Origin of the sequence: Brevibacillus sp. HB1.2, from assembly GCF_013332495.1 — a bacterium.
In the GTDB taxonomy this organism is placed as follows: domain Bacteria; phylum Bacillota; class Bacilli; order Brevibacillales; family Brevibacillaceae; genus Brevibacillus; species Brevibacillus porteri.
The window spans coordinates 166,903-190,149 of sequence record NZ_JABMIU010000006.1 but is presented as its reverse complement, the minus strand read 5'-3'; the positions used below and the strand labels follow the sequence as shown (position 1 = coordinate 190,149).

The following is a 23,247-nucleotide window of genomic DNA, read 5'->3' as shown; positions in this document are numbered from 1 at the left end:
TCTCTCGTGCAAGCCCCTATTCTTTTCCAATCAGCTGTCTGGAGAAGCTGCTCAGTTTTTCACGCGTTTCTTCCAGTTCTCTGGACGGCAAAGACATTTCGACGATACCAGCTCCGGCATGAAGCCAAGCTTGGTTGTCCTTTTGATAAATCGTTCGCAGCACAAGCGCCGCATCCATGGCACCGTCGCTGTCAAAAGTCATGACGCACCCACTGTATAGACCTCGTGACACGGTTTCCAATCTGCCAATCGCTTCGATCGATTCTTTTTTCGGGATTCCCGAAGCGGTGACAGCTGGGAACAATGCGCGGAAGGCATCCCATGAGTTGCATTCTTGTTTCAGTTTCCCTTTCAAGCGAGAAGCGATATGCTGAACCGTTCCTCGGCTAGCTACTGACATAAAATCGTTCAAGACGATACTTGTTGAGTCGCAAACGATTTTCAGCTCTTCGAATGCCAGCTTGACGGAAACAGCGTGCTCGGCAATTTCCTTCGGATCATTCAGCAGCTCTTCTTTGAGCCTGTTCGCCTCGTCTTCACTCCTGCCTTTTGCCCGTGTTCCCGCGAGTGGGAATGTACTCACCCATCCATCGCTATCGACCTCTACTACCGTCTCCGGGCTAAAACCGGCTGCACCGAGACCATCCAAGCTAACGAGGAAAGAGCGGGCCGGCGTATTCACTCGTCTGCCAGCTATATAGCTCGCAACCAGATCCAGCTCGTGATCAAGCGGAATTTTCCGCGACAAGATGACCTTATGGTATTTGCGTTCCTGAATCTCGCGTACACCTTCTGCCACGTTTTGCATGTAGGCTTCCGCGTCGTATGTATCGGCTTGCGGGACGGACAGCTTTGGTTTGTCCACTCTTTGGGTCAGCTGTTGCTCGTCTTGCGTATTCATCGACAGCTCGCTCAGCAGTTGGCTGAATTCGCTCCGCTTCTCTTCACGCAAGGCTCTCAATAGGACCGTTCCTTTGTTGAAACGCAGCTCGACCTCAGGAATGAACAGCTTGAGCAAGCCATCCTCTTCTGGTATGAGCGGCAAGCCTTGATAATAACGCGCCATGCCAAAGTTAACCGTTCCATAAGCGCGCCAATTTTGAATCGGCACCTGTGCCATTGCTTTTTCGAGCGTCTCACTAAGCTCATTGTTGTCGAAACGGAGAGTCTCGTTGCGATAAGTCAACGTCGTCTGCTCCCCATCTACATAGAGAAGCGCATGAATCCCCATTCCTAGCGAAAGCTCATCTCCATTTTCATAGAGCAGGTAGTTTTCATACCCGCTGCGCTCTGCAATCAGTGCCGCTGCCATATGCCCATCACCCGCAAAAGCAAATGTTTCTTCCAGATAGGCAATTTCCGCTGGCTTCGTCTCTGACTTTGGCGCTAACGCCAGTTCTTTTAGCTTCGCTTTATTGACTTTTCCGACGCTGGTCAGCGGCCAGTAATCGATGAGTTCGATTTGGTCCGGCATTTTGTAGCGTGCCACTCCTTTTTCCTGGAAGAAGGCATGGACGTCCGCCAAGCTGATCATTTCATCGTCGGTGATCAAAAATGCGCAGCTTTTCTCGCCCAGTACTGGATCGGGAAGTGTGATCAGCGCCGCGTCTTTAATTGCTGGGTGCATGCGCAGGTACGTCTCTACTTCAGCTGGCATAATTTTTTCACCCGCTCGGTTGATTTGCTCTTTGATCCGTCCACCGATTTGAATATTTCCTTCTGGCGTGATTCTAGCCTTGTCCCCAGAGCGATAGAAGCCATCAGGCGTAAAGCTCTCGCGGTTTTGTTCCTCTGCTCTGTAGTAGCCGCGAATTGTATACGGTCCCCGCACAATCAACTCTCCGTATTCACCTGGCGCGACATCGTTTCCATGTTCATCCACGATTCGCACTTCATCCCCTTCGGAAATCGGACGACCCTGGCAGCTGGTAATGATCGACTCTGGATCATCCAGTGATGTGCAGCAGATGAGCCCCTCAGCCATTCCAAATACTTGCTGGAGCTTGCATTTCCATTCTCGCGTGATACGGCTGGCGAGATTATCATCCAGCATGGAGCCTCCAACCTGAAGAACCTCCAGACTCGACAGATCGCTTTCTGTATCCCATTCCAGCACTTCCAGCCATACTTGCACGATCGAAGGCACGAGGCCGGTAATGGTCACCTGCTCTTTCTCAATCAGCGGAAAAGCTTCGTCGCAACTGGTAGTTTTACATAGCACGATCTTGCCACCAACGGACAGTGTGCCTAAGATACCTGGGCAGCACAGAGGGAAATTATGTGCAATCGGCAAAACGGCGAGATAGACGCTTTTCTCTGTCAGTTGGCAACGAGCTGCGGTTGCTTTTGCATTGTAAACGTAATCTGCGTGGGTTCTAGGAATCAGCTTGGGTATCCCTGTCGTACCACCAGACAAAAGCAATAACGCAGTGTCTTTGTACGAAGGGGCTTCCAGCTCGATTGGCGGTCCACTTATCTCAGCCAAATTCCGCCCGATCGGACTGTCCCCATCCGTCATGACGAATTTGACAGACGCATGCCTTTTGACTAAATCTTCTGCCATCTTCGTGTAATCAAAACCGAGAAACGTCGTTGGAATGATGTAGGCAACTGGCCTCGCGAGTGCAAAAATCCCGTCCAATTCAGCCTCTCTGTGGGCAGGCAATACGAGAATCGGCACAGCGCCGATGCGAAACAGGGCAAAGCAAGTCAGTACGAAAGAAATTCTATTTGGAAGCTGGACGGCTACATTATCGCCTTTTTGAATTCCCATGTGATAAAAACCGGAAGCAAGCGCATCCACCTTGCTGTCGAGCTCGCTATAAGTGAGTCTCTCCTCGTCCTCCACCAGCGCTTCTTTGTTTTGGTACTGTTCCGCCCATTTGCGCAATTGCTGCCCAAGTGTCAACGGCTCCCAAAAACCACGCTGTTCATAAGCTATTGCAGCTTGCTCATACCACTCCGTACTTACTTTCATTCCGTCCTCCTCCTGTGTAACTGCGGGTCACTCTTTGCGCCCGAAGCCGGATCATGCAGAGTACTGCCTTGTCGGTGTACGCATCATGTTGGTTTGTCTAACAACAAGATATTGATAGTGATTCTCATTGTCAATTTCATCCGTAAGCTGTTTTTTCTACATTTGGGAAAAATAGGTTGGATTATCTTCCGTTTTCTCACGATTTCTTCGTTTCTCACTGTAAGATTTCCACATTCTTACACACTTATATAGTCTCATTAAACCCGATAAAGTTTATCAGTATAATAGAAGATTATCGTTCCAACTACTCCGATTCACGGTCTTCCTATCCCGATTGCAACTGCTCCGGCATAGCCTCTGCCAGGCGTAAACCCGTGAATTTTCCACTCCCCGCTCCTGATTCCATCTCCGTTTACCGTGAAGCTGCCATCCAGTTTTTCCATGAAAAAAGAATCGAGAGGACGGCTCAGGCCCTCCCCTGTCGCTTTGACAAAAGCCTCCTTGCGTGTCCAGCAATCAAAAAAAGCCTGTTGCCGCTCATCAGAGGGTAAACGCAAGATTCCCTCTCGCTCCACAGGGTGAAAGTAGCTCATGAGCTGTTCCATTTCCGGGATGTGTCGCAAATGCTCCACGTCAACGCCGAGAAGGCGATCGCGAGAAAAAGCGACCGCCACAAGCTCATTCGAATGCGACAGATTGAAAAAAAGTGGTTCGGAATCATTGTTTGGTCCACATAAAAACGGTTTCCCGTTCGAATTGTACTCCCATTGAACCGCGCGAGGAAAAATCCCTTGGTACCGCCCAATCATTCTTCTCAGTAGTCCATGTGCGACAACATAGCGCTCCCTGTCTGCGTGGAAATGAAATCGTGCCCGTTTATCGAGTTCTTCGGCAGACAGATCGCCTTCCAGCTCCTGCATACTGTGTACCCATGCTTGCACAAACGTCAGCCAAATATGTACTTCCCCTTTAGCCAGTAACCAAGAGGACGCTTCCTCCAGAGCTGATTTTGTCCTCTCAGACAAGTGGGTTATTCGCACCTGCTGCATCTCGTTAGTGCTCCCCTTTTCCTGCTACCACACTCCGGTATTGTCCAATCATTTTGGTTACCGATTGCAAGAGCACCTCTTTGTTTGTCGTCAGGAAAAAATGGCCGCCGTTTACCATTTCCAACGTAAATCCGGCACTTGTATGGCTAGCCCAAGCCTCCATTTCTTCCTGCGTGGCTTCCTGATCCTCAGTCCCGCAATACGCAGCAATCGGGCAATTAAGCAGGGGCTCCTCGGTATACACATAAGTTTCGTCGAGGGTAAAATCCGCACGCAACAGCGGCATGAACAACTCCATGAGCTCCTTGCTTTGCAGGATCGCCTCTGGTGTCCCGGAAAAGCGTCGCAGAGCTGCAACAAACTCCTCTTCAGGCAAATGGTAAATAGGCTTCGGCTCCGGGAAGTGTGGAGCTCGTCCTCCTGAAACGATGAGGCCAAGCGGAAGACGACCCCATTTGCTCCGTACGGTACGTGCCAGCTCAAAGGCGATTCGCGTTCCCATACTGTGACCGAAAAATAAAAACGGGCGATCCAAATACGGATAAATCATTTGGGCCAGCTCTTCCACCAGCGTTCCCATATCTGAGTACGCTCGCTCGGCAATTCTATTTTCCCTTCCTGGCAGCTGAACTGGGTAAACACCGACATCACTGGGAAAAGCCTGTGCCCAGCCCCTGTAAATCGAGGCCCCTCCCCCTGCATATGGAAAGCAAAACAGGCGAATGCTGTCTTTTGCTTGTGGCTGAGTAAGCAGCCATGTTTTCGTTTTCGTTATCGCATCCATGCTCCTATGTACTCCTCCCTTTCGTCTCTTGCTTAAACGCTTTGATACAACGTACATGATAATGATCCTCATGCAACATTGCCAAATAGATACAAGTCCCTCCTTTTCCGTTTTTTGGTACATTTCCGTGATTTTCCCCGATTATCTCGTCCTACGTTCACCAGAATGATTATTTTGCAGATCATCCGACTTGTAATATTTTGGCGATTGTTCAAGAAAAACGGAAAAACACGGAGATAATAGGCGAAAAAGCTCGAAAAATATCCCAAAATATTGAAATATGGGCTTTTTTTATTTTGACAACGATTCTCATTATCAATATTGTGTTCTTATACTGACAACCGTGCGTACAGCTAGCAAACTTTTTCCAGCATTCCTGCAAAAGGGGGATCGCAAGTACAGAGAATTCGTCAAGCAGATCGGCTACTTATGTCTGAGGGAGGATGTTACATGCAAGCCCAAACATCATTAGCTGCCCAAAGCGGCAGATGGACCATGCGGGATATTATTACGCTCGCGATCTTTAACGTCGTCATGCTCATATTGATGACGATTGCCCCGATTATTACCGTTGTTTCTCATTTGCTGGTTGGCGGCTTTACCGCGCTACTCAACGGTCCGATTTATATGGTCATGTCTAATAAAATCGCCAAGCCCGGGACTCTATTTTTTACAGCTGTCTTGACTGGATTGTATTTTGTCGGTTTTGGCTACGCGAATTACTTACTTACCTTAGCTGTTATCGGACTCATCTGCGAACTGATCCTATGGGGAAAAGGCTCTTATCTGAATCCTGTGCGCAATGCAATCAGCTATTCTGTTTTTTATGTCGGCTATTCGCTTTGCGGGGTTGTCCCGCTTATTTTCTTCCGCGAATCGTATCTCGCGACCTTGGAAAAAAGCTATACACCTGAACAGCTTTCTGCGATGCTCTATTACTTTGAAACCCCCAGCATGATTCTCACCATGTGCTCGATTTCGTTTGTCGGCGGATTGCTCGGCTGCTATTTCGGCAATCTGTTGATGAAAAAGCACGTCAAAAAAGCAAAGCTGGTGTAATGCTCCGCGTAAAAAAACAAGGCATATTCCTCCTCGGTGATTCGAGTTGGAATATGCCTTATCGACGTCTTAGTATCGTCCCTTATTGCCCTTCCATGGCGATTAAAATAAACGTGATAATTGCGGTTATCGTACCAAAGACGAAGTATAAACCCAAAAGAATGGCCATAAATAACAAGCTAGCTTTGGCAAAGTTTTTACGATTCAGATTCCCATCTGAACCAAAAGCCCAGACGAATAAAAAAACAATATTCACAAACGGAAGCATCATGAGCAACGAGACGGGTATCCATCCTTTCACTGTCATGACCTTTTCGTTTTCCGCTACGCTTCCTTCCACATACGTTTGGTGATCCATTCTATACCCTCCACGTTTTTTACCATTCCACTGTTCTTGCTATTGTTTAACCGATGTTGCAATGAATGCCACGATAAGAAGTAAAAAGAATATGCTTAAGTACAACCCGATGCAAATACCTACGATGAGCAAGTTCGCTTTTGCCCAGTTTTTTCTGTTTAGATTGCCTTCACTGCCAAATGCCCAAACAAAATACATCACGAGATTGACCACGGGCACCATCATAATTAAAAAAGTAATCAACCATTCCTTGACCGACATGACCCGTTCATTTTCAGGCACGTTCACTTGCAGTTGCTGTTGATGTTGCTGCTGTTCCAATTGGAACCCTCCCTGTTATGTCATGTTCACATTTTGCTCAACCCGTAGCGTGCGAATCAACGCATGGGCTAGAGGCTGCCATACGAGCACTTCTTCAGATTCAAAATGAAAGCTCCCGAGTAGTGCCCGCCCGTTCGCCGATGTCGCGAACAAGATTTGATAGTAGGTTTTGTCCTCGACCGGAATGATGAATTCGCTGCAGGCAACCCTGCATCCATCCTGTTCGATCAGCTCATTATGTACGACCTGCAAGCCTGCCTGCGCCTTTTTAATTTGTGCTGTCATCGCCTGCACAAACGATTCCACGCCGCTCATCGGTAACAGATGTGCCATATGATTCATGCCGAGCATAACCTCGCTATTTTCCTCTTTATAGGTAAGCTGCTCGTGCTGATGATTCCCTGCGCTATTTGACCCGCGTCCCCTCGGCATGAGCTGCATCGAACGGGGCAACTGAATGCCGAGCTGCCCGTCAAAGAGAACCTTCTCCTCGAATTCGAATCTGCGTCCTTCGTACTCCATGTAGCCTTTTTGCACACCATCCAAACACTCCGCAAGCGTCAATTGCACCTGCTGTTCTTCCATTTCAGCTAATTGACGCCTTGTCTGGATGCTGTTCCATACATCCAAAATCTTTTCATCCCAGTAGATCGTCATGGCTCCCTCCGCATTGCCTGTTCCACTTTTTGCAAAACAAATCCGTTCAAGCTTCTGCGAAGGAAGCTTTCCGCAGCATCCAGACTCACCACTATATACGGCTCCAAAACCCCCTGAATCTTAAAGAAATGATGTGCCTTTATCTTATCGGTATCTAATACAAGCCTCTTTACTGTTCCATTCAAATGAAACGCAGTCTCCATGGAAAGGCAATCTACAGCAGGTACTTGCATGGCCCAGTAAACGTTTCGCAGATTGGTTTCGCTGTCGATCAAATCGACGCGCTTCCATTGTACACTCGGATTGTATTTGGCAGTAATGGTTTTCATCCGCTCCGAAATCATCGGCAGTGGCTTTTCCAACCAATCTGTGCAGGCATTGGCCCCATCCATGTTCACCTCGAGAACGGATATCGGCGGGAGTTGCTCGAAGGTGTTTTCCTTTTGCAGCCCCAGCCCCGATGGTACGACCCTTTGAGCTATTCGACCGTCATCTGCTAGCAAATAATAATCGCGCATGTCATCCCGCCTCCTTTATTCCGTTTTCCACTCAATCTGCTGTATCTGTCCTTCACTCAATGCAAAGCGCTCCCGGTCCTTCTCGAAAAAAACGGCATTCCGCATATTCGCTCCATGAAAATTCGCATGATACAGACGAGAATGGCGAAAATCCGCTCCTTCCAAATCAGCATATGCAAATTGGACACCGAGTAAGCCCGGTACACAATGTAGCTCGTCCGCACTTACTCCTTGTCCCTCGGCATAAGAGAAGATGGCTCCACTCAAGTCAGCATGACGAAAATCGGCATCACAAAGAAGCGAATGGCTGAAATCAGTGCGTTGAAGCTTGCTCTTTACCCATCTTGTTCCGAATAGGACACACTCATGGAACTGACTGTCCGTAAGATTACTGCCACTAAAATCGCAATAGCGCAAATCCAGTGCATCCACATTGCTTCGCGGCAAATCCATGTGGGCGAATGTTTCATGGGTACAAAACGTTCCTTTTGGTTGCCCAAGCAGGCTTCTGCTCTCTTTCTCCTCCCGCTTGATTCGCTCTTCTACGTACACCACTTCGCTGATGTCTTTGAATTCGCCCACTCGTATGTACAGACGATCCGCTTTCCTAATCTGTTGGTACTCAGGCAGCTTGATAACTTCCGGAATCGCTACTCGGGAAAGCGCTGTGACAAACTGACAGAAAAGCTCCATTTCCTTTAGGACCATATACTCCACATCAGCTGCGTGTATGATCCCCATGTACATTTTTCGGCGTTCGTCCAGTAGCGAAATGAGCGTGGACACCTCTTGCAATGTCCACGCTGCATCGTATCGTGCATAGCATTCCACTGGCTCCCAGTACCATTGATCCGTATAAGCCTCTATTAAAAATGTGTGTGTGCCATCCAATACCGTTGTCCGAAGCAACGAGTAGTGAATAAAACCGACAGGGGGAAGCTCCTGATTGTTCTGCATGAAGTCAATATGCTGGAGCATTTGCCGAAAAGACTCCACGAACTCCTGGACGAGCTGATCCTTGTTTTGCTGGAAATAGCGCTCGAGTGCCGCTACGCTTTCAGCCAACGCTGGCCGGAAGGTGTTATCGTGCAGATGCTGGAGCGCTTCCTCTTTCTTCATCGATGTAAGTGCCCCCTCTAGTTCATCTTGATTTCCGAACCTTTCATCTCGATCTTTTCTTCCAGTTTGATCGTATTTCCTTTTCCACTCAGTTCTACTTTATCCGCACTAATATGAAGAGAAGCAGCTGACAGTTTCATGTCCTTACCGGCTGTAATGTTCACATTCTGGCTGCTCTGGATATCGATTCCACTCGTATCACTGATCGTAATCGACATATCTCCTGTCGTGATCACAATTTTGTCCGGAGCCAGTACGATTTCCTTGCCATACTTGGTACGAAACGTTTTTACCGCAGGGTCCTTCATTCGGTCTCCCCCGCCTCCTCCACCGCCGCCTCCTCCTGCACTGCTTTTCGGTGAGGATTTCTGTTTGAGCGCTGGCTTGTCGTCGTCTGGAATTTCCTTGAGAACAGAGCTGATCGCGATACCGTCCTCTTCTTTTTTGCTCGGGAAATAAATCCGAATCTGGTCGTTCAGCTCTGGCATGACATACCATCCAGTTTGATCCTCGGAGGCATAAATGGTGGAGTAAGGGAACCAATATGCCGTGCTCTGATCCTGCTGATCATCCATGTCCAGCTTGGCCCGCACATTGTCCTTCTGGACTTGCAGCACCCGGCCCTGGATGGACGCCCCGATGATGGCATGGTTATACTGCTTCTTACGCGCCAGACCTAGGCGTGGATAAAGCTTGTACGTGTGTGTGACAATGCCTTCCTTCATCTCTGTGACCGCTTCTCCGACAACAAGTGGTCTGGATTTGAAGTTCACCTCATTGCCGACCTCCAGCACTCGTTCGCTCTGTACTTCATACACGGTATAGTCCTGGTCATCGATTCCTGGAACCTTGTTCTCAGCATCACTCTGATAATCCCCCACACGCTTATGCACCGTATAATGACTAACCGCAAGCTTTCCTTTATCTTGACCTTTTGGCAAACCGAAATAAAACTTTGGAATGTCAAAAGCCGTTGTCGGGATCAAACCTGTATAAAAGCGCGACGCCATCCTCTTCAGGAACTGCCAATCGGTTTCTTCATACTGCATGACAAACGTATTCAAAGCCTTTCCGTTCGTAACAGAGTCAATAAAATCAGCTTTTCCGTACCCGGACAGCACCGTTTTCACGAGCCCCGCATAGGTCATCGCCGGATTTTGAAACGAACGCTTTCTCGTTTTGACATCCAACAAATAGGTATGAGAAATTGCCTCCAGCGACAAGTAATAAATACCGCGAACCGCTTTAACATGGACGCGCAAGACGATGCCCTGGAACCATGTTTTCGGCTTGCCCGATTCATCCGCCAGTGCCACGCTGATCAGCGTTTGCGCATTTGTCTGGTTCACGTAGCTATCTTTTCGCTCTTCAGAAATAATCCCCGTGAGCGTCAGTCGCGCATGCTCGTTCATTTTTTTCACGACTTTCATCGTTTGCAGATGAGTAAATTCATAGGGCGAAACTTGTATATCTCCATAAGTGAGTGTTCGATTGCTCATGGTATCCCCTCCCTGCCAGATGAACCCCCTTCTCCGATGCTCCTAGGGAAATGGATTCACCCTTCCAAATAAGACCATTATTTTACACACAATCTTACAATCGGTATTATTTGGGATTTTTTGAATGGGTCATTAGTCCTGAATGGTATGATTTGGAGGCAAAGGGAGAGGCTTTGTACCATTTCTTATCTGCTCGAGAGCCCGATGGAAGCCCTTCTTTTACCTCGAGTATTCCTGCGATTTGCACTTGCGCTACCATTTATAGGATGATAGGAGAATTCATAGAGATCAAACAAGGGAGAGAATCCAGGTGAACACAAAGAAAAATCAAGTATTTGTAGAATTGGAGATAGCGAATTTGAACAACACAGATCTTACATCCACGCTATATGAAATGTGCTACTCTCATAAAGAGTATGAAAACGATGTAATCGAGGTACATCAAGTTGTCGATCTGGGAAAGCATAAAGGCAAGTCGAGATACTTAATTATCATCAATATTACGCGAGATTTGGATAATCTCGGGGAAGAAATTGATAACCCTTATATCGTCAAAGGCCCTTGAATTTAGTTCAAGGGCCTTTCCTATTTACTCATAACGGCTTCCTGCAATTAAAATGGTAGCAAACAAATTCCAGTCTACATCTTCAAGATCAGCTAACATATTATCACAATCTTCAATCCATGACTCCATCCCACTTAGGAACTCTTCCAGGGACATATTCGCCCACTCTTTTTTATTTTGCTGATAATCCTTAATCAAGTGAGAAATGAATTGAACCATATCCTCTCTGCTCTCAACCGTACCCGCTCTCTCTAGAATATCCATGCGAAACCTCCTCCTGCCTCTATGGCGTTATTTTCCATTTTACTATAGATGTTCCAAAGGAGTTTGACGAATTGGGGAATGAAAAAAACCCGCTGGCGTGCAACGGGCTTTCTGTCTCTTATGTGAGGGGGAACATCTGTCTAGTCAATAACAGGATTCGGGCTGTCACTATTCTCGGAGACGTTCCTTATTGAATAATCTCGGAAATCGCTTGCTTTTGCTCCAAAATCTCGGTTTGTACCTCGATCAGTTCTTTCAACAGATCAGCAGCCTCTTGCAAGGATGCAGCTGCTTGCTCCTTGTCACCGGACTTGAATACTTCTTTTGCTTCTTTCACTGCGTTTTTCTCATTTGTTTTCAGTTCTTTTGCTTGCTCTTTGTTCGCTTTCTTTTCGGTGCGGATTGGCTTTAGCTCTTGGTTCATCTCTTTGAAAGAAGCTTTTTTCTCTTTTACCTGCGCCAATTCACTTTGGACATGAGCGAGTTTTTCTTCGATAGCTGTATGGTTCGCGGCGATTTCAGCCTTGATGCTCGCTACCTTTTCTTTATCCTTTGCTTTCTTCGCTTCTTTCAATTCAGCAGACAGCGCCTTGTTCTCTTCTCGCAGCGGCTTTGTCTCTGCAAGCGCGCTTTTCACAGTTTCACGTACTTCTGGCGTCACATCGCCCCAAAGAATGTGCCATGCTTGTTTGTTAGTCTGGGTTTGAGTTTTCAGTTTATCTTGGAGAGCTTTTTGCTCCACTTGCAGTGCTTTTAGTGCTTGAACTTCAGGCAGGCTCTTCCACCCTGCTTCTTTCCCTTCTTTCTCAGCGGCAAAAGCTCCTACGGCACTCGTTGCCAACAAGCTCGCTGCGATTACAGATACGGAAAGCATTTTTTTCATGTGTGAACACTCCCTGTCTACTATTGTTTCTTACAAACCAATCGTAACGTACGAGCATTGGGAATGTTCGGGATAACCTCGTGAAAAGTAAGGGGAAAGTGTGGGATTTGGGAAAAACACAAAAAGCCTAGGAGAGGCCTGGGTCGATCTGGATTTTCACTCAGAGAAAACTATTTGATATAACCGTTCTTGGTGTAACAAGGTTCCTATTTAGGTTATGCTAAAAAGCCTTCTTCGATAGTCTCATAAGCTTCATTGGACAGTCTTTCTAAAAATGCTCGAAAAGATGGTGCTATCTCTGGCAGACATTGCTTGATGAGTGAATAAGACAAAAGAATAGGCTCGTCATCCGCGTAGGGTTCAGCGATATCATCTTGAACAAGGACACATTCTACGACTTTCAGATCATGGTTATAGGAGCAAAACGCTTGATCTGCGATTACTACACGTAGTTGGCTATCATTTGTGCTATTCAAATCGAGACAACTAGCATCGCCACCTATTGTTGTAGCGATTGTGAGCAGCCCGAATTTTAGCAGGTACATACTTGGTACAGCAGATGAGTTCTCTACCTTTATGGATTCTATATTCAATAGCCTTATTCCACCGCTTAAAGTAGGCAGATAGTGAGGATTATACGCCTCATAAAAGGCAACAACCGAATCCGGTAACATTCTCGTTCTATAATGAGTCCGTTTTCATATTCAAAACAACAATATTTTCCACGATTTATATAAAAGGTTAAATGGCAACATCCTGGTAGCCGACTTCCGTTACTTCTTCATTTAAAAGCCGAAGTCCTAGACCATTTTCTTCGTCCCAGGTGCAATCGAAGAGTAATCCGATATCACGGCCTTCAAAAATATCACCATAGGGAACAACAATTTCAAGTAAAACGATCCTTTTAAGTAGTTGGTCTTGTGTTTCAATTAGGGGATAATCATCATGGTATCCAATATCATACCCGAGCTCATGCCGCTTTTGCTTGTAGTAGTCGAGGATCGCTTGCAAATCACGCTGTTGTATGTGCTCCCAATTTTGCATGAGTGATTGATAAGCCATGTATTGTTCTTCATCAAATTTACCGTCTTCCTCACCCTCTACCGTGAGTGCTATCTCGGTTTCTTTCCCGCAAAAATGAATGGTCATGTGCTTTGACCAAACAAGAAAGTATGAAAGTTCACCAAAAACCGGATCGTTTATGATCATGACACAATCTCCTTCACTGCTGTTTTTTCTCATCTTGAAAACTGGTATTATTTGCGGTTATATCTACTTTTAAAGTCTCCTTCCTTCCTAAAATTTTCTTTTTGGTGAATTATTTTATAATCCCTTCTTTATAGAGATTCTTTTTAATTGGTGCAACGCATTCTTTTTAATTTCTTTTTCCTTTGATTTACTTAAGAGTTCTAATTTCTCTTTAGACTCTGGCGTATTAATATCATCTAGAGCCCAGATACATTTTACGGCAAGGGCATTTGTGTAATGAAGATACTCAAATTTAGTTATTGCTGCTTTATAAAGACTTTCTACTGATGAATTTGATTGAAAATATTGAAGCAAGCCAGCAATATCCTCATGTGCCTTATGCCAAGCCTCAGTAATTAACTGGTTTAACATTACCAAATGTCTTTCATCAAACAAATCGAATGTAAATCCTATATAAAATAGTAATCCTAGGTCATCTTTATTTTTTTCTATACAAATAACTTCTAACAGTTTGTCAAAGTAGCTAGTTATTTCTATATTTCCCTTGACCAAATCCAAAAATTCTAGATCTGTTATTTCGCCACCAATAAGTTTTTTTATTAGTATTCTTAGTTCTTGATTCATTTTTCTATCCTTTCAAAACTAGTAATATTATCATTAAAAATATCCGCCGCGCGTATCCGTGTGATAGGACAAATAATTCTTTATTGGTTGGATGGTTATTTCTTCAACAGCCATCCAAATAATGAAACCTTGAAAGGCAACAGCCAATCAACGTTAAAGACATTACTCATCTATCCATTTTTCAAATCCGTGTTCCAGCAGTTTTTCTCTTACCATGTTTAATTCCTGCTCACTAAGTTGCTTTGTTGATACTGATTTGTGAATATCATTAAGAGCGATTGCAACTTCTTTCCCAGTTATAAAAGAAATAACCTCAGCTAAGTTTCTGTCAGACATATGTTCGTACAATAATGACATCAATGGAAAACATTCTTTGTCACTAATACCATTTGGATAAGCCCTTTTTAACATATTAAGTGTACTTTCTAAGTGTTTAGGAATTATCCCATCGCTCAATTTACTTTCCTCCTAAAGGTACTGGCGAGTGAATGTATACATCGAAGTCTAACTCTTAACAGAAGCTTCTAATATTACACCTTACACACTCATTAAATAGAGAAATTAAGAATTAATATCGGAACTGGTACAGGATTTTAAAATAACAAGCCTTGTGAGGTTTGACCCTCAACAAGGCTCTATTTTCTTCTACTAATACCTATTCATAAGGTGTAAACTTTGGTGCTTCACTTGGAATATCTTCAGGGAAAAACTCGCATATTATTTCTTTGTTCAATACTTTTTGCAAGAAATCAGTCATCGTCAAAGCGTATTGTACAAAATCTGAAGATCTAGTACCATATATTAACACTTTCCAATTTTCAGGATCTCCTTGAGTCAACCAATACAATTCGTCCCCATTGTCAGTCCCTCCCCACGGCAAAATCCCTCCTTTTTCAGGGAATGTTGGAAATTTAAAATGGTCTGGGTGATTTTTTCGTGATTCATTATACGCCTCAAGCATGTCGCTCATTTGTTCATTAAGGTTTAAAGCTGTATTCTCAACAAATGGGTTGTGAACCCAAATGAAGTCGTCAATTGAGCCCACACCGTACGTTAATACGAATTGTTTGTAATCATTTGGAAGCATCACACCTAATTTGTCCTGAAATTCATTAAAGGCTTCTTCATTTCCAGTATGAATGGCTTTAATAGGTGGGGGTAAAATTTCTTTTAATTTTTGAATAGCCACGATTCCGACACTCTCCTTATTATTTCTTTGGTTTATTTAAAATAGAGATATCTAATTGGAATCCATTTGTTCCTCTTGCTTGCATCGTTACAGCTTTTGGTATAGGGTTTGCACCATCATAGATAGGTATAACTCTGTACCTAATAATTTCACCATCCTTCACAGCATCTCTAATTTTCAACTCCAAATCTCTCATCAGCGGAGAATTTGTAGGATTTTGGAACAGGGTAACTAAATTTCGTTTGTCTTTCCCTGAGCCACCCAGAATTTTTGCTAAGAGATGACCACGTGCATGTTTTGTCCCTTTTCCACCAGCAGAACCAGGAGGCTTAATTGAGGACAGTGCTTCAGAACCAGTTCCTATCATGTCCTTCGTTATTGTAGCAACTATACCTGTCGGTCGATTTAAGTGATCAAGCTCACCCAAAACAACATGACCACGCGTTTTATCATTTACTTTTGATATTCCTAGGTCTGAACTAATGTCCTTACACTTCATCAACCCCAACGGATCAATGAACCCAATCGGATCCCCATTCACATAAGCAAAACGGTTAAACGTCTGCCCGTCCGTCATATCCCCTTGGAGCACATCTCGATTCAGGAACCGCTTCAATCCCGGATGGTAATACCGCGCCCGCATGTAGTACAACCCATTCGGATCGGTCATGACTCCATCGCGGCCGTTATAGCAAAACGGCTGTTTCGTCCGGCCTTCGTGTGCTTCCAGTTCCCCGTACAATCCGTAGGTATAACGGTCTGTGACTCGACCATGAGCCGTAGTAGCAAGCCTATGCTTTACAGCGAGTGTTCGAGGCTTTCAATATAAACTCTGTTAGTATTCAAAAAGTTGTTAGTGGAAAAAGTAACCTAAAGCATGCCCCGAGTTAATAGTTGTATTGATAGTGGTTCGGTGAAAGTCTTCTAATGAATGCTACAATAATTGAAGTATTTTTTTATACATTCAGTACCTTTAAGGAGCTCAAGTATGTTTGACTTCATCCGTTTGTACTATAACCAACCAATCCAAGCAAAATTAAGCGGCTCTAGTCCCATTAAAGTTGAGGACCAAAGCCGCTTATTCGAATTTTTGACGTTTTACAGTTCACTTTTGGGACAGCGCCTTTGTTATGACCCTGCCACCCCATTATGGTGAAGTGTACTATAAAATAATAGGCTTATGATTCGTCTTAGCTTTATCAAGAATTTCTTTTGCAGTTAAATCTTCGGTACTAGTAGCAATAATTCTATAAATCTCTTGATAGTAAGGCACACTGATGCTAAGTTGCTCTAGCCAGAGATCTTCCTCCTCGTCTGTCCCCTCCGCTAATAGTATTTTATCAATCGTATCAATAATCTCTTCTCTACTTAATTTCTTTGTCATTATAATCCTCCTATATTTTACTTTTATGATACATTCGTTCAATTATTCAAGTGATACTTTTTATCCGAGTTTTTCCTTTTCCTAACATATTATAATGTACTTTCTAAGTCTTTAGGGCTTATGACATCGCTCAATTTACTTATCTCCTAAAGCTACTAGCGAGTGTATGTATTTTTCGAAACCTAGCTCTTGAGCAGATGCTCCAAATATTACATCTTACGCACTTATTAAGTAGGAAGTTAAGAATTAAAATCAATTCTCGGAGCAATTCCTTATGGTCTTTAAATATGTTGTTAATATTAGGATACCCGATTTCATAGCTCTAACTAATCTAAAAAATCGGTTAACTTATCATCTTCTTTTGTTCACCAACAAATTAAAAAGGCTCATTCCTCCTCATCATTCAAGTTGGAATAAGCCCCTTTTTATGAACAACTTTTTACCAATTCATCCAGTATTGGAAACTATTCTGTGATAATAATATAATCCTGTTCAGCAATTTGTTCATATTTTATCTTTATTTTTTCCGTTCCTTCAAGAAGAGAAGCAACGTAACATGTTATATCAATTTCAACTTCATTTACATTATCTGGTTCATCATTACCAGGGTGAGAATGAACTTCTACTATATATCCTTTTTCACCTCCATAACCTTGTATAACAAATTCCAGTCCCAAAATACTCTTATTAATGTATACTGTTGGAACCTCTTCGTAAATATAATCTTCTAATCCACCAAATGTAATACCACCAACTAACTTTTCCGAAATAATATTTGCAACACCATAAATATCTTCTTCAGATGCTATTGGTAATGAACAAGTAAAATAGGGGTACTTTTTTCTCATATATGCTAATTCTCCTAGTCAATTATTTTACTCCCTTTTCTATATTGGTTGGCGAACTCTTCCTCAGTGAATATTCGGAAAGTAAATTTATCCGGTCTTCCTTTCTTATCGAACTTTCTTAACCCCTTTAAAGATCCTCTAAGAGTTTTATCTACTTCCTTCTGTATCTGCCTAATTTCTCTTATCTCGGTTCCTGCTCTCCAAGTGACATCAGGATTAAATCTTGAAGCTAATTTATCGCTAACAATAAATGCATCGATATCGAAATCTGTTGGATCAAAAGGCGCATATCCCTTGTGTCTACCCTTCCTACGAGTAGCTAGGGAACCTCTATATCCCACTTTTGCATTTGGATCTAATTTTTTTATCTTCTTCACTTCAGGACTCAAAGTCTCTCGAACAATCTCCATTATTTCCGTTCTAGTTTGAGATTTCCCCTTCTCATCCTTACACTTCATCAACCCCAACGGATCAATGAACCCAATCGGATCACCATTCACATAAGCAAACCGGTTGAACGTTTGCCCGTCCGTCATATCCCCTTGGAGCACATCTCGATTCAGGAACCGCTTCAACCCTGGATGGTAATACCGCGCACGCATCTGACCTCCAAGGCTAAAGCTTCATATAAAGGGAAAAGTAGAACTTGACGGTCTCCCTGCTTCGTCATAAAAAAGGCTTATCCATCCTCATCTTTAAGATGGATAAGCCTTTGTAAGTTCATCAAATGAAAATAATTTTTGAGTTGTATTGAAAGGCTCTTACTGCGTTAACAAACCATTCTCTTCTAACATTTTATACCATTCATCCTCTTTTGAACCAACGGTATTTATACTTCCTCCAGATTCAACAAGCTTCAATCCAATTTCTCCATATTGTTCCCCTAGAAAATAGTTAAGTAAGAAGTTATTGAAGTCTCCATACGACTCCAAAACATAATTTTGATCTAATGGATCTCCAAATAAACACGTTACTTGACCATTTTCCTTATTAATAAACAGGGGATACCTTTCAATTTTTCCTATACAAATCCAGTCACCATCAAACCTTTGCATTTCCTCTACATAAAATTGAATTTCGGCAACTTTCTGTTGACCCAAAATATTAATAACTCCTCCAATTAATCTTTCATATCGATTTGTAATTAAATAATAATCTTTTAAATTACTATTCTCGGAATTTGTGAATTGTTCTTCATTAGTATTTTTTGTAATGTCCGCAAATGTCAAACTAAATGGGTCGTCACTTAATATTTCACTAATTTTATCTATTTTTTTGATTAATAATTCGATCATATTCCTCACCTTTCTATTTTTATTTTTATTCTAGAACCATACGGAACATCTTTTAATTGTACTCCTAATACTCCACCTAATCTTCTGTTTGTAAATTGATCCATAAGTTTTAAATTCCGTTTAACATCTGGTCCATCTAGTCCTAAATCCCACATATGATCCGGATCCAAATCATCTCTAACTTTGTCTATTAGCTTTTTAGCTAATTCTTTATCCCTATGATAATAATGTTTAATTATTTTCTTAATTACAGCGGCTTTGTATTTCTTTGTTAACTCTTGATCTCTTACCGGCTTTACTTTCCTTAATAAATTCGCATCGCTCAATTTTTGCAAATATTTAACTTTCCGGTTAAAATCTCTTCGGTTCATATCACGATACTCGTCACCCCATTTTACGTTCGTTTCAAAACGTATTGTTGTCTCGTAATATTCCCCTAGCTCATCTACTTTCTTTGTTGCTGGTGTTACTTTCTTTTTAGCCGTTTCATCCTTACACTTCATCAACCCCAACGGATCAATGAACCCAATCGGAGCCCCATTCACATAAGCAAAACGGTTAAACGTCTGCCCGTCCGTCATGTCCCCTTGGAGCACGTCTCGGTTCAGGAACCGCTTCAAACCCGGATGTAATACCGCGCCCGCATGTAGTACAACCCATTCGGATCGGTCATGACTCCATCGCGGCCGTTATAGCAAAACGGCTGTTTTGTCCTTCCTTCGTGTACTTCCAGTTCCCCGTACAATCCGTAGGTATAACGGTCTGTGACTCGACCATGCTCGTCGGTCAACAGGGTCGTACTGCCGCGCGTATCCGCGTGATAGGACAAATAATCGCCTTGCTCATCCTCACGACCAATGAGCCCCAGTCCATATACATAATACGCTTTGGCGGCTCCACTTTCCTCCAGTTCCATAAGAACCTGGGTCAAATCGGCGTTCTGGTCAACCACATACCGTGTCGTCTTTCCGTTCCAAGTCATGGAGGTGCGCACGTATTCGGCATCATAGGTGTAGCGAGCTTGTCCGGCACGGACGAGACGATTACGGGCATCGTACACATATGCATCTGGCTGTTGCTTGCCCGGTAGCAGTAGCAGATTGCCGTCCTCGTCATACTGAACGGGTTGACCATCTACGGTGTCCAGTCGGTTGTCCTTGGCGTACGTCATCGCCGTAGCTAGACTCGAACCTGAATCCCCAATAGCGGTAATATTCCCGCCCTGGTCATAGGTATAGAGGATCTTTCGTCCTGCCATGGCTCCGCTCGTCAGGCGCCGCAAGGCATCATAGGTGTACTGCTTTTCTTCCTCTTGTATGATCTGCCCGAGCTCGTTGTACACAAACCGATATTGCTGGAGTATGACGCCTTGCGCATTCTGATCCCAAAGACGCAGAAGCTGTCCAGCTGCGTCATAGTGACGCTGCTCTACCGTACCGTTCGGTCGCTCTGTACGGATGAGGCGGTAATTTTCATCGTACGTGTACCTTGTAACACGACCTGCCCAGTCTGTGACCGTGGTCAATTGACCTGCGAGATCGTAGATATAGCCAACCGTTTTGCCATCTGGATAGATAAGCGTTGCCAGTCTGCCCCCCGCATCATAGGTGTACTGTAGCGTATTCCCATACTGATCTGTGCTGGAGACGATTCGTCCCAAAAGATCGTAGGTACGGCGCTTGGTGTCTTTTCCATCTTCTTTGACACTTACCACGCGACCCTCGGCGTCGAAAGTCCTGCGAACAGTCCCCGCTTCGTCCTGCTGCTCAATAAGCTGTCCGGCTGCATCGTAGCGGTAGTGCGTTTCCAAACCGCGCGCATTGGTCTTGTCGGTCAGCCATCCGCGCTTGTCATAGCGATAGGTCGTTCCTTCTCCGGTAGCATTGCGTACCACTGGCATCGTAGGAGAGGGTGGTTGCATTGCCATTGGCATCCGTATAGCTCGTTAGGCGTCCTTCTCCGTCGTATTGCTGCCTGTAGACGGCTGCTTCATTTTCCAATACCTCTGTCAGTCGTGCGGCTGCATCGTAGGAGAACTTGGTTTTCTGTCCAGCCGCATTCGTCGTGGCTATGACTTGATGGAGCTTGTTGAATTGGTATTGGGTTGTTCGTCCGAGTCCGTCAATATGGGCAAGAATATTGCCTGCGCCATCATAGGTGAGCCCGCTCACTTTCTGTCCGGTTGCATCATAGACAGCCAGTAAACGTCCCGCCGCATCGTATTCATAGCACTGACGGTTCCCCAAAGGATCGGTGACAGACGTCACTCTGCCCATGGCATCGCGTTCGATGCTGGTCTTCGCTCCAGTTGGGTCTACCACCCCAATAATTTGCCATTCCTTGTCATACTCATAACGAGTGGCTTCACCATAGACGTTCGTAATGGATTCTACTTTTTCTGAAATCGTGTAGCCGATTGCACATGAGGTAGATCGCTTCCTTAGCCTTGATCTCGACCTTCGTATCTGACGTAATCTCCATATCCTTTTCCGAGGAAAAAACAATGGGATGCATGCTGTGAATCTCGATGCCGTCCTCTTTGTTCTCCTCTCCAGTGAGAACAAGCTCTGCTCTTTCCGCTAATTCGCTAATGATTTTTGACATGCTAAAAAGGCCTATTCCTCCTCATTTTCGAGCTGGAATAAGCCTTTGCTCGTTTATTAAATGTGTTTGTCAAGCTTATTAGTGTTTGGTTGGTTGTATTATACGATCTTGTTTGTAGTTGGAGATGTACCACACAAAATTTTTGACACTCCCCCCTTTCTTAAAGTTGACTTGATGCAACCATCCTAAGGGAGTGTGCAGATGTCTTCTATTTTTTGGACGAATATGAGTTAATGAATTGCTTTCAAGTATTTGCATTGTGTACTACTCTTTTTTACTCTTTTTCATCCAGTTTTTGTTTTAAATATTTTGCAATCTCTGTTTCTCCTCTTTCAATGGCGAATGCATAAGCATCCATATCTGTCATGTTGTCACCAGTGTATTTTATAGAAATGTCTACATTATTTTCAACTAACAGTTTAACAATCTCAAAATGACCGCCATATATTGTAGCAAACAGAGGATTTCTCTCTGGTTCACTAGTATCAACCTCAATATCATGGCTAATGAGATATTCTGCAATATCTAAATGCCCTTTTGCAGTTGCTCTTTCAAGGGCATTTGTAGAAAAAATTCCACCCTGTGCATTAATATCTATCCCGGCATTAATAAGATACTCTATTAAATCTAAGTGTCCATGAGCTGCTGCTACATGTAACCACGTACCAAAGGGCGTCATCCATTCTAACATTTCTGGATTTTTCTCAAGAAAATCTCTTAATCTATCCAGTTGAACACTTTTTATGGCACCTCTAATGTCTTTTGCAATTTGAGTCTTATCCATTTTAGTTCCCCCATAATTTTTATCGTCTTGATGCAGCTGGTTTTCCAAGATCTTCTAGTCTCTCAACAAAATCATCATATTCCCCGCCAGCAGCATCAACTGCTTTCAATTGATTTACAACGTTTTCTAAAGCTTCAATACCATGTTGCTCACTACCAGGGTTTCTCGTCTTCGCCGTGTTTCCTCCGCATATAAAACAAAGGCTGATTGCTATGGTGCCTTCTTCGCTAGAGTAGAGAAGTAGAGTTTGACGGAGTCTCCTTGCTTTGACATGAAAAAAGCTCGTTCCTCCTCGTCATTCAAGTCGGAATAAGCCTCTGAAAGTTTATCATGCGATAGTTATGTTATTTATTGTAAGTATTTTTCATTGTATTGCACGGTTCTTTTTTAACACCCCCATATACTATCCTTATATTTTTCCACCCATTTCTTCGAACCAATCATTGAATATATGACTAGGTAATTTTTCAGGATCATTAGTATATTTTATCTCGTAACTATATTGAGCATTTAATTTGTTCTCAGATGCATCATAAATCACTTTCATCTCCGTGGGCATTTCCCTGTTATTTTTCTTACACAAATCACCAATTTCACGGAGATTTTCATTAACCTTGTGTTTTTTAACAATAACCTTGTTAATCTGATAAAATACATCTGTACTAAATTGTCCACACTCATTCGAAGCGTATATATAGATCATATCAGCTTTATTATTTACATACTCAAGACAAATGGACACCATATCTGCCTGTAGTTCTGAAAAATAATCTTCAAATACTTTTGTCATAATCCAATCTCCTTTAATTTATTAAATCGAAAACTTTTAGCTCACCAACTATTATGTAATTTATATTATTACTAGACGCTCGTAGCGAATCCCCCTCATAATTTACTTTTACGTCAACAGACACACAAGGTTATCGATATCTGGTGACCCCCCAAACCTATCACCTGCCAAATGCTCTGTATGGTCACTAGGTTCCTCACCTGGCGTATTTGATTCATGTGGTAATCGTTCATCTCTTGTAGTTAATTTCAGATCATCCGCTTTAAAGCTTTCAATTTTGCCCAGATGATCAGTTTCATAGTCATATTTGTGTTCACCTGCTTTATACTTCACATTCGGTTTAAGTTTTCCTGTTTCATCAAATGGATTATCAACAATTGTTTAATATGACCATTTCCGGGTCCATCAATTTCAGGCGGCTTTTGATTCGGCTTCTGTCCAGTTGGTACCCTGAAGACATTGCCCTC

General features: G+C 43.5%; 30 protein-coding genes. 2 read left to right on the top strand and 28 right to left on the bottom strand.

The window, feature by feature from the left end; all coding sequences use genetic code 11:
* Positions 1-16: 16 nt before the first annotated feature.
* The 3 genes from HPY28_RS16840 to HPY28_RS16830 all read right to left on the bottom strand — a co-directional run bounded on the left by HPY28_RS16840 (position 17) and on the right by HPY28_RS16830 (position 4,810).
* Complete coding sequence (locus HPY28_RS16840; RefSeq protein WP_174230991.1) at positions 17-2,977, bottom strand: salicylate synthase; 2,961 nt, start codon at positions 2,975-2,977, stop codon at positions 17-19.
* 314 nt (positions 2,978-3,291) lie between these two features.
* Positions 3,292-4,026, bottom strand: coding sequence for a 4'-phosphopantetheinyl transferase family protein (locus HPY28_RS16835; RefSeq protein ID WP_174230990.1), 735 nt, complete (start codon positions 4,024-4,026; stop codon positions 3,292-3,294).
* Between the two features lie 4 nt (positions 4,027-4,030).
* Positions 4,031-4,810 (bottom strand): thioesterase II family protein, encoded by a 780-nt coding sequence (locus HPY28_RS16830; RefSeq protein WP_174230989.1) that lies wholly within the window; start codon positions 4,808-4,810, stop codon positions 4,031-4,033.
* 450 nt (positions 4,811-5,260) lie between these two features.
* Here HPY28_RS16830 and HPY28_RS16825 point away from each other — a divergent pair, with 450 nt between their 5' ends.
* Positions 5,261-5,869 carry an MptD family putative ECF transporter S component gene (locus tag HPY28_RS16825; protein ID WP_017252058.1) on the top strand — a complete coding sequence of 203 codons (609 nt, stop codon included), beginning with the start codon at positions 5,261-5,263 and terminating at the stop codon, positions 5,867-5,869.
* Positions 5,870-5,951: 82 nt separating this feature from the next.
* Here the strand turns inward: HPY28_RS16825 and HPY28_RS16820 are convergent, their stop codons facing one another.
* From HPY28_RS16820 to HPY28_RS16795, 6 genes are read right to left on the bottom strand one after another with little or no spacing between them, the layout of a single operon-like run.
* Positions 5,952-6,227 carry a hypothetical protein gene (locus HPY28_RS16820; RefSeq protein WP_069848020.1) on the bottom strand — a complete coding sequence of 92 codons (276 nt, stop codon included), beginning with the start codon at positions 6,225-6,227 and terminating at the stop codon, positions 5,952-5,954.
* A 39-nt stretch (positions 6,228-6,266) separates the two neighbouring features.
* Positions 6,267-6,548, bottom strand: a complete 282-nt coding sequence (locus tag HPY28_RS16815; RefSeq protein ID WP_174230988.1) for a hypothetical protein — start codon at positions 6,546-6,548, stop codon at positions 6,267-6,269.
* Positions 6,549-6,563: 15 nt separating this feature from the next.
* On the bottom strand, positions 6,564-7,205 hold the full coding sequence (locus HPY28_RS16810) for a hypothetical protein (protein WP_174230987.1): 642 nt from the start codon (positions 7,203-7,205) through the stop codon (positions 6,564-6,566).
* Positions 7,202-7,723: an imm11 family protein gene (locus HPY28_RS16805; protein ID WP_106834172.1), complete on the bottom strand. Its 522-nt coding sequence runs from the start codon at positions 7,721-7,723 to the stop codon at positions 7,202-7,204. Before HPY28_RS16805 ends, HPY28_RS16810 begins: the two co-directional genes overlap by 4 nt.
* Positions 7,724-7,738: 15 nt before the next feature.
* Positions 7,739-8,842, bottom strand: a complete 1,104-nt coding sequence (locus tag HPY28_RS16800) for a pentapeptide repeat-containing protein (RefSeq protein ID WP_174230986.1) — start codon at positions 8,840-8,842, stop codon at positions 7,739-7,741.
* Positions 8,843-8,859: 17 nt separating this feature from the next.
* Positions 8,860-10,341, bottom strand: a complete 1,482-nt coding sequence (locus tag HPY28_RS16795; protein WP_174230985.1) for a contractile injection system protein, VgrG/Pvc8 family — start codon at positions 10,339-10,341, stop codon at positions 8,860-8,862.
* 310 nt (positions 10,342-10,651) lie between these two features.
* On the opposite strand from HPY28_RS16795, the gene HPY28_RS16790 reads away from it, so the two are divergent.
* Positions 10,652-10,906 carry a hypothetical protein gene (locus tag HPY28_RS16790; RefSeq protein WP_174230984.1) on the top strand — a complete coding sequence of 85 codons (255 nt, stop codon included), beginning with the start codon at positions 10,652-10,654 and terminating at the stop codon, positions 10,904-10,906.
* Between the two features lie 24 nt (positions 10,907-10,930).
* On the opposite strand, the gene HPY28_RS16785 is transcribed toward HPY28_RS16790, so the two are convergent.
* From HPY28_RS16785 to HPY28_RS30255, 19 genes are all read right to left on the bottom strand, one after another.
* Positions 10,931-11,170, bottom strand: coding sequence for a DUF7660 family protein (locus tag HPY28_RS16785; protein ID WP_056493578.1), 240 nt, complete (start codon positions 11,168-11,170; stop codon positions 10,931-10,933).
* Positions 11,171-11,357: 187 nt separating this feature from the next.
* A complete protein-coding gene (locus HPY28_RS16780; RefSeq protein ID WP_174230983.1) occupies positions 11,358-12,053 on the bottom strand; it encodes a hypothetical protein in 696 nt (231 codons plus the stop codon).
* Positions 12,054-12,268: 215 nt separating this feature from the next.
* Entirely contained in the window at positions 12,269-12,646 is a 378-nt protein-coding gene (locus HPY28_RS16775) for a hypothetical protein (RefSeq protein WP_174230982.1), read from the bottom strand.
* Between the two features lie 148 nt (positions 12,647-12,794).
* The gene (locus HPY28_RS16770) at positions 12,795-13,262 is read right to left on the bottom strand and encodes a DUF6985 domain-containing protein (protein ID WP_174230981.1); all 468 of its coding nucleotides are present in this window, start codon (positions 13,260-13,262) and stop codon (positions 12,795-12,797) included.
* Between the two features lie 114 nt (positions 13,263-13,376).
* Positions 13,377-13,886 carry a HEAT repeat domain-containing protein gene (locus tag HPY28_RS16765; protein WP_174230980.1) on the bottom strand — a complete coding sequence of 170 codons (510 nt, stop codon included), beginning with the start codon at positions 13,884-13,886 and terminating at the stop codon, positions 13,377-13,379.
* Positions 13,887-14,048: 162 nt separating this feature from the next.
* The gene (locus HPY28_RS16760; RefSeq protein WP_173623980.1) at positions 14,049-14,342 is read right to left on the bottom strand and encodes a DUF3349 domain-containing protein; all 294 of its coding nucleotides are present in this window, start codon (positions 14,340-14,342) and stop codon (positions 14,049-14,051) included.
* A 199-nt stretch (positions 14,343-14,541) separates the two neighbouring features.
* Positions 14,542-15,075, bottom strand: coding sequence for an SMI1/KNR4 family protein (locus HPY28_RS16755; protein ID WP_174230979.1), 534 nt, complete (start codon positions 15,073-15,075; stop codon positions 14,542-14,544).
* Between the two features lie 19 nt (positions 15,076-15,094).
* Positions 15,095-15,817, bottom strand: a complete 723-nt coding sequence (locus HPY28_RS16750) for a DNA/RNA non-specific endonuclease (RefSeq protein ID WP_254613144.1) — start codon at positions 15,815-15,817, stop codon at positions 15,095-15,097.
* A gap of 420 nt (positions 15,818-16,237) precedes the next feature.
* Positions 16,238-16,459: a hypothetical protein gene (locus tag HPY28_RS16745; RefSeq protein WP_174230978.1), complete on the bottom strand. Its 222-nt coding sequence runs from the start codon at positions 16,457-16,459 to the stop codon at positions 16,238-16,240.
* A gap of 464 nt (positions 16,460-16,923) precedes the next feature.
* Positions 16,924-17,307, bottom strand: coding sequence for a hypothetical protein (locus HPY28_RS16740; protein ID WP_174226080.1), 384 nt, complete (start codon positions 17,305-17,307; stop codon positions 16,924-16,926).
* Positions 17,308-17,321: 14 nt separating this feature from the next.
* A complete protein-coding gene (locus HPY28_RS16735) occupies positions 17,322-17,909 on the bottom strand; it encodes an RHS repeat-associated core domain-containing protein (RefSeq protein WP_174230977.1) in 588 nt (195 codons plus the stop codon).
* 159 nt (positions 17,910-18,068) lie between these two features.
* On the bottom strand, positions 18,069-18,602 hold the full coding sequence (locus HPY28_RS16730) for a hypothetical protein (RefSeq protein WP_174230976.1): 534 nt from the start codon (positions 18,600-18,602) through the stop codon (positions 18,069-18,071).
* Between the two features lie 5 nt (positions 18,603-18,607).
* A complete protein-coding gene (locus HPY28_RS16725; protein WP_254613143.1) occupies positions 18,608-19,183 on the bottom strand; it encodes a hypothetical protein in 576 nt (191 codons plus the stop codon).
* Positions 19,184-19,218: 35 nt separating this feature from the next.
* Complete coding sequence (locus tag HPY28_RS16720; RefSeq protein ID WP_254613142.1) at positions 19,219-20,523, bottom strand: RHS repeat domain-containing protein; 1,305 nt, start codon at positions 20,521-20,523, stop codon at positions 19,219-19,221.
* Complete coding sequence (locus HPY28_RS30925) at positions 20,453-20,923, bottom strand: hypothetical protein (RefSeq protein ID WP_483297551.1); 471 nt, start codon at positions 20,921-20,923, stop codon at positions 20,453-20,455. The genes HPY28_RS16720 and HPY28_RS30925 overlap by 71 nt, the downstream gene beginning before the upstream one ends.
* 43 nt (positions 20,924-20,966) lie before the next feature.
* On the bottom strand, positions 20,967-21,206 hold the full coding sequence (locus HPY28_RS16715; protein WP_174230919.1) for a hypothetical protein: 240 nt from the start codon (positions 21,204-21,206) through the stop codon (positions 20,967-20,969).
* Between the two features lie 274 nt (positions 21,207-21,480).
* A complete protein-coding gene (locus tag HPY28_RS16710; RefSeq protein ID WP_174231020.1) occupies positions 21,481-21,990 on the bottom strand; it encodes an ankyrin repeat domain-containing protein in 510 nt (169 codons plus the stop codon).
* A 409-nt stretch (positions 21,991-22,399) separates the two neighbouring features.
* Positions 22,400-22,780, bottom strand: a complete 381-nt coding sequence (locus HPY28_RS16705) for a DUF600 domain-containing protein (RefSeq protein WP_174230975.1) — start codon at positions 22,778-22,780, stop codon at positions 22,400-22,402.
* Between the two features lie 108 nt (positions 22,781-22,888).
* The gene (locus HPY28_RS30255) at positions 22,889-23,113 is read right to left on the bottom strand and encodes a DNA/RNA non-specific endonuclease (RefSeq protein WP_017252067.1); all 225 of its coding nucleotides are present in this window, start codon (positions 23,111-23,113) and stop codon (positions 22,889-22,891) included.
* Positions 23,114-23,247: the final 134 nt, after the last annotated feature.

Bases quoted from the DNA above. Each gene is read 5' to 3' on its own strand.
- HPY28_RS16780 (WP_174230983.1), bottom strand. From the start codon at position 12,053: ATGAAAAAAATGCTTTCCGTATCTGTAATCGCAGCGAGCTTGTTGGCA.
- HPY28_RS16730 (WP_174230976.1), bottom strand. From the start codon at position 18,602: ATGATCGAATTATTAATCAAAAAAATAGATAAAATTAGTGAAATATTA.
- HPY28_RS16830 (WP_174230989.1), bottom strand. From the start codon at position 4,810: ATGGATGCGATAACGAAAACGAAAACATGGCTGCTTACTCAGCCACAA.
- HPY28_RS16810 (WP_174230987.1), bottom strand. From the start codon at position 7,205: ATGACGATCTACTGGGATGAAAAGATTTTGGATGTATGGAACAGCATC.
- HPY28_RS16785 (WP_056493578.1), bottom strand. From the start codon at position 11,170: ATGGATATTCTAGAGAGAGCGGGTACGGTTGAGAGCAGAGAGGATATG.
- HPY28_RS16745 (WP_174230978.1), bottom strand. From the start codon at position 16,459: ATGACAAAGAAATTAAGTAGAGAAGAGATTATTGATACGATTGATAAA.
- HPY28_RS16840 (WP_174230991.1), bottom strand. From the start codon at position 2,977: ATGAAAGTAAGTACGGAGTGGTATGAGCAAGCTGCAATAGCTTATGAA.
- HPY28_RS16720 (WP_254613142.1), bottom strand. From the start codon at position 20,523: ATGCAACCACCCTCTCCTACGATGCCAGTGGTACGCAATGCTACCGGA.
- HPY28_RS16770 (WP_174230981.1), bottom strand. From the start codon at position 13,262: ATGATCATAAACGATCCGGTTTTTGGTGAACTTTCATACTTTCTTGTT.
- HPY28_RS16705 (WP_174230975.1), bottom strand. From the start codon at position 22,780: ATGACAAAAGTATTTGAAGATTATTTTTCAGAACTACAGGCAGATATG.
- HPY28_RS16725 (WP_254613143.1), bottom strand. From the start codon at position 19,183: ATGACGGACGGGCAGACGTTTAACCGTTTTGCTTATGTGAATGGGGCT.
- HPY28_RS16800 (WP_174230986.1), bottom strand. From the start codon at position 8,842: ATGAAGAAAGAGGAAGCGCTCCAGCATCTGCACGATAACACCTTCCGG.
- HPY28_RS16715 (WP_174230919.1), bottom strand. From the start codon at position 21,206: ATGTCAAAAATCATTAGCGAATTAGCGGAAAGAGCAGAGCTTGTTCTC.
- HPY28_RS16805 (WP_106834172.1), bottom strand. From the start codon at position 7,723: ATGCGCGATTATTATTTGCTAGCAGATGACGGTCGAATAGCTCAAAGG.
- HPY28_RS16710 (WP_174231020.1), bottom strand. From the start codon at position 21,990: ATGGATAAGACTCAAATTGCAAAAGACATTAGAGGTGCCATAAAAAGT.
- HPY28_RS16735 (WP_174230977.1), bottom strand. From the start codon at position 17,909: ATGCGTGCGCGGTATTACCATCCAGGGTTGAAGCGGTTCCTGAATCGA.
- HPY28_RS16820 (WP_069848020.1), bottom strand. From the start codon at position 6,227: ATGGATCACCAAACGTATGTGGAAGGAAGCGTAGCGGAAAACGAAAAG.
- HPY28_RS16740 (WP_174226080.1), bottom strand. From the start codon at position 17,307: ATGAGAAAAAAGTACCCCTATTTTACTTGTTCATTACCAATAGCATCT.
- HPY28_RS16765 (WP_174230980.1), bottom strand. From the start codon at position 13,886: ATGAATCAAGAACTAAGAATACTAATAAAAAAACTTATTGGTGGCGAA.
- HPY28_RS16795 (WP_174230985.1), bottom strand. From the start codon at position 10,341: ATGAGCAATCGAACACTCACTTATGGAGATATACAAGTTTCGCCCTAT.
- HPY28_RS16835 (WP_174230990.1), bottom strand. From the start codon at position 4,026: ATGCAGCAGGTGCGAATAACCCACTTGTCTGAGAGGACAAAATCAGCT.
- HPY28_RS16825 (WP_017252058.1), top strand. From the start codon at position 5,261: ATGCAAGCCCAAACATCATTAGCTGCCCAAAGCGGCAGATGGACCATG.